Source organism: Microbacterium xerophyticum (assembly GCF_053543555.1).
Window position 1 is genome coordinate 59,136 of the sequence record NZ_JBLVOB010000002.1, and the last position, 11,448, is coordinate 70,583.

Annotated in this window: 10 protein-coding genes; 7 read left to right on the plus strand and 3 right to left on the minus strand. The window is 64.6% G+C overall.

The features are described 5' to 3' along the window. Window positions 1-5: 5 nt before the first annotated feature. On the minus strand, window positions 6-293 hold the full coding sequence (locus ACNPNP_RS00820; protein ID WP_448964171.1) for a hypothetical protein: 288 nt from the start codon (window positions 291-293) through the stop codon (window positions 6-8). Between the two features lie 180 nt (window positions 294-473). On the opposite strand from ACNPNP_RS00820, the gene ACNPNP_RS00825 reads away from it, so the two are divergent. Beyond that, window positions 474-935 (plus strand): VanZ family protein, encoded by a 462-nt coding sequence (locus ACNPNP_RS00825; protein WP_448964172.1) that lies wholly within the window; start codon window positions 474-476, stop codon window positions 933-935. Window positions 936-968: 33 nt separating this feature from the next. Here ACNPNP_RS00825 and ACNPNP_RS00830 read toward each other — a convergent pair whose 3' ends face one another. Next, window positions 969-2,027: a P-loop NTPase family protein gene (locus ACNPNP_RS00830; RefSeq protein ID WP_448964173.1), complete on the minus strand. Its 1,059-nt coding sequence runs from the start codon at window positions 2,025-2,027 to the stop codon at window positions 969-971. Window positions 2,028-2,164: 137 nt separating this feature from the next. On the opposite strand from ACNPNP_RS00830, the gene ACNPNP_RS00835 reads away from it, so the two are divergent. From ACNPNP_RS00835 to ACNPNP_RS00860, 6 genes are all read left to right on the plus strand, one after another. Further along, window positions 2,165-4,024, plus strand: coding sequence for a DUF4012 domain-containing protein (locus ACNPNP_RS00835; protein ID WP_448964174.1), 1,860 nt, complete (start codon window positions 2,165-2,167; stop codon window positions 4,022-4,024). Window positions 4,025-4,215: 191 nt separating this feature from the next. Then, complete coding sequence (locus ACNPNP_RS00840; protein ID WP_448964175.1) at window positions 4,216-5,526, plus strand: UDP-glucose dehydrogenase family protein; 1,311 nt, start codon at window positions 4,216-4,218, stop codon at window positions 5,524-5,526. A 205-nt stretch (window positions 5,527-5,731) separates the two neighbouring features. After that, window positions 5,732-6,307, plus strand: coding sequence for an arsenate reductase/protein-tyrosine-phosphatase family protein (locus tag ACNPNP_RS00845; RefSeq protein WP_448964214.1), 576 nt, complete (start codon window positions 5,732-5,734; stop codon window positions 6,305-6,307). A 96-nt stretch (window positions 6,308-6,403) separates the two neighbouring features. Then, a complete protein-coding gene (locus tag ACNPNP_RS00850) occupies window positions 6,404-7,864 on the plus strand; it encodes a tyrosine-protein kinase domain-containing protein (protein ID WP_448964176.1) in 1,461 nt (486 codons plus the stop codon). Window positions 7,865-7,902: 38 nt separating this feature from the next. Beyond that, window positions 7,903-8,787, plus strand: coding sequence for a helix-turn-helix domain-containing protein (locus ACNPNP_RS00855; RefSeq protein WP_448964177.1), 885 nt, complete (start codon window positions 7,903-7,905; stop codon window positions 8,785-8,787). A 198-nt stretch (window positions 8,788-8,985) separates the two neighbouring features. Next, on the plus strand, window positions 8,986-9,630 hold the full coding sequence (locus ACNPNP_RS00860) for a hypothetical protein (RefSeq protein ID WP_448964178.1): 645 nt from the start codon (window positions 8,986-8,988) through the stop codon (window positions 9,628-9,630). A 188-nt stretch (window positions 9,631-9,818) separates the two neighbouring features. Here ACNPNP_RS00860 and ACNPNP_RS00865 read toward each other — a convergent pair whose 3' ends face one another. Beyond that, entirely contained in the window at window positions 9,819-11,174 is a 1,356-nt protein-coding gene (locus ACNPNP_RS00865; RefSeq protein WP_448964179.1) for a hypothetical protein, read from the minus strand. Window positions 11,175-11,448 lie beyond the last annotated feature (274 nt).

An 11,448-nucleotide genomic window follows, 5' to 3' on the forward strand; every position in this document is an offset into this window, starting at 1 on the left:
CAGTGTCAGCGCGCGGAGACGAGATGCCGCGGCGGGCCCTCGATTCGGGCGATTGCGACCTTCAGTTCCACCTGCTCGCTCGCGACCTTGTCGATGCGCGCGCCGAGCTTCTCCTCGACAGCGTCGATACGCGCGCCGAGCTTCGTTTCCACGTCATCGATGCGAGCGCCGAGCCGGCTCTCGCAAGAATCCATGCGCGAGTCCATGCGGTGGATCATCCAGCCGAAGCCACCGGCGAGCGCGAGCAGCATCGACACGACTCCGACCAGCGTCGTGATCATCTCGACGGACATGTACATCCTCCTATTGTGCCGGAGATTCGGTCATCGCGGCGGTGGATTCACCCTAGGACGGCACATCAGAGCGCGGGGGCCTGATGCCGTCAATCGTGGACAATCGGAACTGAACCGTCTCCTGTGCAGAGCTCACCGGTTCCCAAGCCCACGCACAGCCCGCCTCGCTACGCTCTCCCCATGCCCAAAGTGTCGATGCTCGCGCTGATCGCGCGCATCCTCCTCGTCCCCTACACGATCGCGTTGGCGTTGGTGGTGTGGCTTCCGGGCGACCAGGCGAGTCGGGTCACGGGGATCGTCGTGCGTCTCGCGCGCTCGTTGGCGTACCGCCTCGACGTGCCGTTCGTGTACACGTACACGGTGCTGGAGTTCCTCGCGAACATCGCTCTCTTCATCCCGTTCGGGCTCCTGCTGGCCGTGGCGTGGTCGTGGTTGAAGACCTGGCATCTGGCAGTGCTGGGCCTGGTGACCAGCGGCGTGATCGAGTTCGTGCAGCTCTTCCTGCCGTCGCGGTTCTCCACCGTCTCGGATCTGATCGCGAACACGGCGGGAGCGGTCGTCGGCTGCCTGTTCGTGCGCATCATCGCCCGCCTCGCGTCGACACCGGCGTTCGACGAATCCCGCCGCGCAGCGGTGCGCTGACGAGCGGCGCAGGCGAATCCCGCCGCGCAACCGTCAGATGACGGGCGCCGCGACGAGTCCGACGGCGGCGAGCTCGTCGATCACGTCACGCACCATCGACGACGCCTCGCCGTTCGGCGGTGCCCCGTGGCTCTCGATCACCGCGCCGACGACCCGGTCGAGGTCGGTCGATCCGCGCGTCGCGCGCAGCACCGTCGGAGCGATCCCCTCGAGTACGCGCAGCGTGCCATCGGAGAACGTCACGACCGTGTCGCCGAAGTCCACGGCATCCGCCGTCGACGCAGAATCCTCACCGCCCAGACGCATCCGCTCCCAGGGCGCGGGGTCGGGATCCCGCTCGAGGAGCGCGTCGATCACGGCGGGCACATCGGCGGCTTCCGCGTAGCGCAGCAGGCGCACGCCGCCGACCCGGTCGCACAACTCGGCGAGAGCGCCCACGGTGCCCTCGTACTCGATCAGGTAGCTGGACTGCGCGGCGAGCAGTGGTGCGGCATCCGCGAAGTGCAAGTGCTCGATCTCGGGCTCGGCGGCATCCGGATCGCGTTCGAGCAGCACGATCGCCGCGAGAGTCAGATCGGCGTCGGGCAGCTCGCGCAGTCCCGCATCCGCCGGTGACACCTGGTCCTTCGGCGCGTCGGCGCGCACGACGGACAGCGGCTTGCGGTACGGCAGGACGCGCAGCTCGTGGTCGAAGGCGATCGTCTCATCCGAGACGTAGCCGTACTGCGTCGCCAGCGTGCGACTGAGCGTCGTCTTCCCTCGTCCCGACGGGCCGACGAAGGCGATCACCCGGCCGTCGTCGAGCGCGACACCGGCTGCGTGCAGCATCATGAGCCGCCCACGATTGTGCACCAGCGCGTCGAGGGTCACCGTCGTCGACAGCGTCTCCAGACGACGTTCGACGTCTTGCACGTCGTCGATCTCGATGCGCGCATCGGCGACCTGATCCGCATCGGACGCGGGTCCCGGCTCGATCGCCGCACCCGACCACGCACGTCGAACGCGTGCGATGACGTCTTCCGGCACGTTCTCGCCGAACGCCAGTTCGATCCGGGCGCCCAGCGCGGACACGGCGAGCGCAGAACTCGTCACCACAGCATCCACCCCCAGATTCTCGCCCCAACCGTACTACAGCGCGGGCACGGCATCGATCACGTCGTGCTGCAACGGTAGGCGCGTATTGAGCACTCCCGCAGGTACGGCCCGCCCCGTGCTCGTACGATGAGTCCATGACGACCCGAGCAGCCGAGCGCGCCCGCCGCGCCGACCGACAGCGCCGCCCCCTGCTTCGCAGCTTCCGCCTGTGGGTTCCTGTCGGCATCGTGCTGCTGCTCATCGTGATCGCCGTCGTCGGTCTCATCGTCGGCACCCGGCTCTACGACCGGGCGATGGCCGCCAGGGATTCGCTCGAGCAGGCGCTGCCGCTCGCGACGACCGCCAAAGACCAGATTCTCGCCGGCGACTCCGAGGGTGCCGCGGCGACCGCGGCGACCCTGTCAGCGCTCACGGCGGATGCTCGTGAGCAGACCGACGACGAGATGTGGAAGAGCCTGGAGTGGGTGCCGTTCGTGGGGCCCAACCTCAACGCCGTGCGCACCGCAGCTGTCGTCACCGATGATCTGGTCAACGACGCGCTGACCCCCGCGACGAGCCTGAGCCTCAAGGCGCTCACCCCGGTCGACGGCGCCATCAACCTCGCGGCGATCACCGACATGCAGGCGGCCGTGACGCAGGCGGCGGATGCCGTCGAGAAGGCCGCGGCGGATCTGGACGGCATCGACCGGGACTCCCTCATCCCGCAGGTCGAGGGGGCGCTCAGTCAGCTGACCGGAGCCGTCGACGAGATGCAGCCGCTGCTGGGTCCGGCCAAGGACATCATCGGCATCCTCCCGACCGCGCTCGGCGCCGAGGCCCCTCGCAATTACCTGATGGTGTTCCAGAACAACGCCGAATCGCGCGGCACCGGAGGCAACCCGGCCGCGATCGTACTTCTCACCGCTGACCAGGGTCGGATCAGCATCACCCAGCAGGCGTCGAGTTCGGACTTCCATAACGGACGCCCTGAACCGGTCATCCCGTTGAACCCCGAATTGGAAGCCCTGTACGGCGACAAGGTCGGTCGCTGGATCTCCGACACCACGATGAGCCCCGACTTCAGTGAGTCGGTCGAGATCATCCGCGCGTACTGGGCCGAGGAGTTCGGTACTTCGGTGGATGCGGTCGTGTCATTCGACCCGGTGGCGCTGAGCTACCTACTGCAGGCCACCGGTCCCGTAGTGATCCCTGCGGAGCCGCTCGAAGTCAGCGGCGAAATGATTCAGTTCTTCGACGAACCGATCACGCTCACCAGCGAGAACGCTGTGGCCTTCCTGCTGAACCAGGTCTACTCGATCTACACCGAGCCCGTCCAACAGGACGCGATCTTCGCTGTGACGGCGCGATCCATCTTCGACATGATCACGGCGGGAAACGCCGACCCGAAGGCACTCCTGGACAGCCTCGCCCGCGCGGTCGACGAGAACCGACTGCTGTACTCCCCCGCAACCGAGACCGAGGCCGCGCTCGTCGGGGAATCGAAGCTGTCCGGCCGTCTGCCCAGCACGAATGAGGACCGCACGCTTGTCGGCGTCTATGTTAACGATTTCACCGCGAGCAAGATGGACTACTACATGCAGCTCGACGTCGCGGCGTCGTCAACGCAGTGCACCGCGCCCGACAGTCCAACATTCACGACGACTGCAACCCTGACGAACACCGTGACGCCGGAACAGGCACCCGATCTACCGCTGTCGGTCGCTCCGGGCAGGTTCTTCGACAAGGGCACGGTCGCCACGTATCTCGTGTTCTACGGCCCCGTGGGCTCGACGTTCACGGGTGCGACCATCGACGGGCAGGCGGTGACGGCCAGCGGTGTGCAGCACCTTGGTCGCGGAGCGGTCAAGATCGCCGTCGAGAACCTGCCGGCGCAGACGCATACGGTCGTGGCGGCCTTCACTGGTGCTGCCGGCGAGTACGGCCCGCTCGACATCCAGCACACCCCGATGGTGCGAGACGTCAGCGAGCAGCTCACCGCAGAAGGCTGCGGCTGATCCATCACTGAACGGAGCGCACCAGGAGCACAACGCTCTTCTTCAGCAGGTTTCAGACCTGCGGCCTGAATGATCGCAGTCTTCCAGAGGTAACTGAACGGCCATCTCCCGGCTACCGAAACGCCCCATCATCCCGCCCGTACGGACGCGATGATAGGGCGGAACATCAGCCTGGGAGAGGAACTGCCGTCATGCGACTTTCGGTCATAGGCTGCGGATATCTGGGGGCTGTGCACGCCGCGGCCATGGCCTCGATCGGGCACGACGTGGTGGGCATCGACGTCGACCCGCGCAAGATCGATGCCCTGTCAGTGGGCAGGGCGCCGTTCTTCGAGCCCGGGTTGCAGGAGATCCTCGACGACGGGATCAGGTCGGGGCGCCTGTCGTTCACGTCGGACATCTCCGCCGCGGCAGGCGCCGCGGTGCATTTCATCGGTGTCGGCACACCGCAGCAGGCGGGCGGGCACGCGGCGGACCTCACTCATGTGAATGCGGCGATCGACTCGCTGCTCCCCCACCTCGCCGATGGCGACATCGTCGCCGGCAAGTCGACGGTGCCGGTCGGAACGGCTGCCGAACTTGCGCCGAGGATCACGGATGCGGGTGCGACGCTGGTGTGGAACCCGGAGTTCCTTCGCGAGGGCTGGGCGGTGCAGGACACGATCGATCCCGATCGACTGGTCGCGGGCGTTCCCGCCGGGGCGGACGGCGAGCGCGCAGCGGAGATCCTGCGCGCGGTCTATCACCCCGCCATCGCCAAAGGCACTCCTTTCATCGTCACCGACTTCGCGACAGCCGAGCTGGTGAAGGTCGCGGCCAATGCGTTCCTCGCGACGAAGATCTCGTTCATCAACGCGATGGCCGAGATCGCGGAGGTCACCGGCGCCGACGTCACTCAGCTGGCCGACGCGATCGGTCACGATGCGCGCATCGGTCGCCGGTTTCTCGGGGCCGGGATCGGGTTCGGTGGCGGATGCCTGCCGAAGGACATCCGCGCGTTCGCCGCGCGTGCCGAGGAGTTGGGCCGCGGCGAGTCGGTGAACTTCCTTCGCGAGGTCGACGCGATTAACCTGCGGCGGCGCGACCGGGCGGTGCAGCTCGTCGTCGACGGGCTCGGCGGCAGGGTGTTCGGCAAGAAGGTCGCCATGCTGGGCGCCGCGTTCAAGCCTTTCAGCGACGACGTGCGCGACTCTCCCGCGCTCGATGTCGCTGTGCGGCTGAACGGACTCGGAGCGGATGTCGTGGTCACCGATCCGCAGGCGATCGAGAACGCCAGGCGTCTTCACCCGCAGCTGACGTACGTCGAGGGACGCGACGACGCGATCCGCGATGCGGATGCCGTGGTGATGGTGACGGAATGGGATGAGTACCGCCGCGAGCTGACAGCCGAGCACGCATCGACGCTCACGGACGGACGGGTGGTGGTCGATGCCCGCAACGGTTTCGATGCAGGGGCGTGGCGGGCGGCCGGCTGGCAGTACTCCGGGATGGGTCGACCGTGATGACGCCGACGCGCGACGTTAGGCTGTGAGTGTGATTTCGCTACCTCCCAATGAGCCGCCGGCCGGCATCAGCCGCCGTGAGTGGCGTCGACGCGTCGCGGGAGCGTCAACCTCCGAGAGCACGCAATCGTCCGGGCCTCTGCCCGGGCTCTTCGCCTCGACCGAGAGCTCGGCGGCGCGCCCGGAAGACGCGCGCCCGACCATCTTGACCGTATGCACTGGCAACATCTGCCGCTCGCCCATGGCCGAGATCCTGCTGCGTCGCACCCTTGAGCCGCTCGGCGTTCACGTGCACAGCGCGGGGACTCAGGCTCTGGTGGATTACGGCATGCCGGAGCCCGCTCAGGCGATGGCGATCGCCCTCGGTGCGGATGCCGGCATCGTCGACGCTCACCGTGCGCGCTACCTGATCGAGCCGATGCTGCTGCAAGCCGATCTGATCCTGACGATGAGCCGCGAGCACCGCTCTCGCGCCGTGCAGATGATGCCCCGCAGCCTGCGGCGCGTGTTCACGATCCGCGAGTTCGCGCGGCTGGCCTCGACGCTCAGTACGGAAGACGCGCGTGCCGCCGCGGATGCTGCGGGATCGGACCCGCGTGAGCGCCTGCGCGCCGTGGCGCTCGCGGTCGCCGACCAGCGCGGGCTGTCAGAGCCTGTCGCCGACGAGGACGACGTGATCGACCCGTACCGTCGTTCGCAGGAGATCTACGAGCAGTCGGCGGCGGAGATGACACCCGCGGTCGCCGAGGTGGATCGGATCGTCCGGGCAGCGCTCGGCTGAACATGCGTTTGTCGGCGGCAACACCGACAACGCCGTATGCTCTTTGGCAATGCACTCCCGCACGCGATCCCGCGGGAATCGTGAGGGGAATGACTGTTGGAACTAAGCGACTACATCCGGATTCTGCGCGCGCACTGGGTCGTGATCGTCATAGCGACCATCGTCGGCGCCGTTGCAGCGTTCGGTTGGAGCGCGCTGCAACCACGCGTGTACTCCGCTGATACAACCGGAATCGTAACCTCGACCACGGGTGATGGCTCAAGCGGCAGCGCACTGGTAGGTAACCAGCTTGCTCAGAGCCGAGTGCAGTCCTACCTTAACCTCGGCTCTTGGCGCGCGGTCGCTGAGCATGCCATAGACGATTTGGGTCTTGATGCCTCGCCGGAGGCGCTCGTCTCCCGCATCACGGTCAGTAACCCAGCAGACACCACCGCCTTGAAGGTCGCGGCCACGGGCTCGACACCGGAGTCTGCTCAACAGCTCGCTGAAGCGTGGATGCGCGGCATGGCGATCGAGATCGAGAAGCTTGAGGGAGGCACCGAGACCGCACCCGCAGCCGTCACCCTGATCGTTGGAGATTCCGCGCGGCTTCCTATTTCTCCGTCGTCGCCCAACACCCGTCTTAACGTCGTGATCGGCGCACTTGCAGGCGTAGCGCTAGGCCTCCTGTATGCGTTGGTTCGGCACACCCTAGACCGTCGCGTACGTCATCCGCGCGACATCGAACGCGAGACAGGCGTCTCTGTAATCGGCACTCTCCCTTTGGAGAAGACGATGTCGGATGGCCGCCAGGTGATCGATTTCTCTCTCGACGCGCAACACGGCGTCTCACATCACACGGTTGAGTCGATGCGCGAGCTGCGTACCAACCTGCAGTTCATCGACGTCGACAACCCCCCACGTGTCATCGTCGTGACGAGCTCAGTTCCCGGCGACGGGAAATCGACCGTCGCCGTCAATCTCGCCTCAAGCCTTGCAGCTGCCGGGCAGTGGGCGATGCTCATTGACTGCGACCTACGACGCCCGGTCGTCGCCGATATCTTCGGGTTCTCCAAAGACGTCGGGCTGACCGACATCCTTGCCGGACGAGCAGAGCTCAACGACGTCGCGCACCGACCGGACAAGAATGTGCCCTTCGTGGTGATCGGTGCTGGGCGCATCCCGCCGAACCCCAGCGAACTATTGGGGTCGGCCCGCATGCGCGAATTCGTCACCGAGCTCAGCAAGACGGCCGTCGTCATCCTCGACTCACCGCCCGTGCTCCCCGTGACGGATGCTGCAGTGCTCGCGGCGAGCGCGGATGGTGTAATCATCGTCGTTTCATCCGGCAAGACGACGTTCGACATGCTCCAGCGTGCGATCAGCAGCATCACCCGAACGACCGGTCGAGTTCTCGGTGTCGTGCTCAACAAGGTGCCCCGCAAGGGTGCGGAATCCGCGTACTACGGCCGCGAATACTACGGCGCATACGAGCGCTACGGCCAGGACCAGCCGAGTATGGAGAAACCCGAGCTTCCCGAACCGGGCGTTCGTCGCCGCAGCGCCGCGCAGCACTGATCTCGACCCCTCGAACACCGAGAAAGAGGCCCATCGTCATGGCAGGACGAGTACGGGAAATCGGCCACCTTGCCTTCGCCGCGCACGGTTTCCGCGGCCTTTCTGGGAAACTCAACGTAAACGGACGTGAACGCATCTGTGGCGGCGTGTCGATCTGGTCGGTCTGGGGCGATGCCGCGGAGTTCACCGTGCATCCGGAACCCGGTGACGACCATCTCTCGTTCATCTTCGTGGAGGCAGGGACATTCACTTCGCGGCAGACCGGTGAGCCTTGGTTGACATTCGATGCCGGGCTGATCGTGGCTCCGCACGGGCTCGCTCGCGAAGTGCGTTTCGACGGACCATGGCGGTTGCTCGTCGCCCAGATGCCTCGCTCGGCAGTCAACGCCTTCGTGCCGCAGTTGCCCGATGTCGTGAGTTCATTTCCTGACCGCCGACTGCTCGATCTGGCGATGAAGGCTTTCCTTGCAGAAGTGATCGACCGAGACGAATCGAGTTCAGCCATCGAGCAATACGCCATCGAGCAACTCGTCATGGAAATGGGCGGGGCGGTGCTTCTCGATCGTTGGGGAACTGGCGGCACTCACGGGAGCCCGCGCTCCGTTCTCCGGGATCGAGCGCTTGCGGTGATAGCTCAGCAGAGCGCCGATCTCACGTTGACTCCTAGTAGGGGCGCGCGCGACGTGGCCTCTTCCCTTCGACACCTGCAGTCGATATTTGCGGAAGCCGGCACAACCGTCGCAGGAGAGATCCGTCGGCACCGCGCTCGTCTCGCACGAGCGCTATTGACTGACAGTCGCTACGACGTTCTGACAGTGGAGCAAGTGGCGCAGCGGTCGGGCTTCGGCAATGCGATGACCCTGCGGCGCGCACTCCATGATGTGTATCGCGCGAGCCCGAGAACCCTGCGCTCTGGGCGATGAACGTGACCCAGATAGAACATCTCGCGCAGCAATAGCGCACAGAACGCGGAGTTCTCCTCAACGCTCGATTCGGGCGAGACTGTGCCCCTAAGTTGATGGCTACGGGGAGGTTCCTGGGGGATGTAGCGCTATCGCGTCGCCTCACCGTTTACCCTGCGGCGACGCCGCGCATCCATCAGGAAACAGGAGTAGTCAACAATGACTGAAGAGAACAAGGGCCTTTCTCGCCGTACCGTCGTCAAGGGCGCCGCATGGTCGGTTCCCGTCATCGCCGCCGCTGTTGCCACGCCACTTGCGGCAGCATCAGTTACACCGGCCACAATCGCATGGGGACCGTCCGGTGGTCAGCTCCTTTCGGTTGCTCTGCTGAACGGTGCACAGTCCGGGGGATCCCTGGCGAACGTCAACGTGCTGCCAAGCGGTGCAAACTCCTTTACGATCACTAACCCGTCCGCCGGAGACATTGTCGGTCCCCTCACGGGTACCGTCGCGGTGACCTGGACCAGCGGCATTCCCCTCCTCAGCCCTAAGGGGTACGGCGTCTACGCCGTGAACGGCGACACAGCTGCGGTGTCGGACCGCGTCGAGACCCGTCGATCGATCGCTATCGTCATTGGCGCTTACGAGACGACACAGAACATCGTGATCCCGCAGGGTGTACCGGGTAACGATTCTCTCGAAGTTCCGATCACATGGGGACTTACGGACGCTGGAGACTTGGGTCTTAGCGTCCTTGTTGGGTACACCGCGACGCTCACGGTCCGCGACGCAAGCGGGACTCAGATCGGTTCGACCGTCACTACGCCGCTCTCGGTTCCTGTCGGACTCGATATTCTCGGCTGAACGACCACAAGAGCAGATGGGTCTGCCTTGACCTAGACGGTCAGGGCGGGCCCATCCGCGTTGCTCCAGCTTCGGCCGACTGGCCCGTTCTGGGCGCACGACCTCGTCTCCTCGGCCCTTCTCTTGCTCGTTGCTGTGTCACGCAAGAAAACTCAGACACGTTGAGCCCGAGACGCCGCACCGGCCAATCAGGTCTGTCTGACGACACCCACGGACCACAGCGCATGCAGTAGGGCGATAGTGTCCTCGGCAATAAGCGACGAATCGATACCGAATTGCAGCGCACACTCGGCGACCAGCTGTTCCTGGGACATTGAAAACTGATCCGCAAGCAGGGTCCAGATCACGTGCGACGATCCTTCTAGTGCAAGCGGTTGCGCCGACGCGGAAGCGAGATTGAGTACCGTGCTCTGTTCGGACGATGTGGTCCATGCGACGTCATCACGAATCGTCCAGGTCGGCGTTCTACTGAGAAGCCCTTCTTGCAGCATGTTGTTCAATGCCTCGCCCATGAGACGATCGCGGTCAACGCCGTCGGCGACACCCTGCGCGTCGAATGCAGCGTCACCAAGAGCGGACCGAGTGTTTTCGACGGGAGCGGCCGTCCAAAGTGCAGCCTTCATCCCATCGAGGACGTGCAGTTTCCCGCCGGTCGACGTCTGTTGCAGGATCGCGATGCTCTCCTCGTCGAGCGTGAGCGCATCAACCGCTGCGCCACGAAAGTAGAGGTCGACACCGTCTGGTTCGGCAGGCCGCGGAGGATGTGCTGGTCCTTGTCGAATCCTCAATGGGCGTGCTGGAGGTTCGTGACGGATCAAGTCATCGAAGACGCCGTCGATCGTCTCGAGATCCCCGTGTCGCACGCGAGCAGCGCCACCAGTCGCGTTCAGGAGGGACTCAATCGTGCGGAGCGGCGCCCGCATGTCAGTGAGATAGCTGCTTTGAGGCACCAACAGTTCCAGCGCGCTCGGGACATCGAGCTCTTCGATCTCCGCTGGCTCCGTGCCACGCTCGTCCTGTTCGAGAACAATGATCTTGGACAAGCGCAGGTTGCTAGGGAGCTCTTGTGATGTCTCGGACGAGGGCATCCGCTGCTGGGAAGAAAAGCCAGGTCCAACGAACGAAAGGGGCCTCCTGTACGGCAAAACGCCACCCTCAATATCGATGCCGATTGTGTCATCGCTGACATAGGCGTATCGCTGAGAAAGATGTCGCACAACGATGGCTTGTGCATCCTCGGATGCCCCGCAAAATACGACAACGTGTCCTCGTTTGTCAGCAACCCCTGCCGCACGCATCAGCCATAGGCCATCGCGTCGTCGCTGTGCGAGTGCCTCAAGGGTCACGTCGTCAGAGAGCATCGCGAGAGCCAGATCATCGCAGACACCGTCACGATCACGAACCGTCGCGTGAGGCGTGTGGCCTCCGTGCACGAGCGCGTCGTTCCAGGCTGCGAATGCTCGCTCTTGGAATGAGATACCCCTGCGAGAGAGATCGATTCTGATGACAGCACCAAGCGCGCTGATGAGAAACTGATCAGGCATGATCTGACCCTATCGAGCAAACAACGATACCTATATCCGGAAGCGTCAATAGGTCATGGTTACGTCCAGAACGCAACGGAGGGGCGATTGAGCTGATTGCCGATGCGGTGGCATCACGGGGACGGCGAAGTTCCTGGTAAACGGATCCTCCTTTAATCGCCATCTTCAGTGAAGTCTCGTGAACGTCATCTGAAGGGGGCCAGCAGTCATCGCCGCGAGATCGATTGATAGTCGCCGTTCCCTCGATGACAGCAGCGCACAAATCAGATCTGAG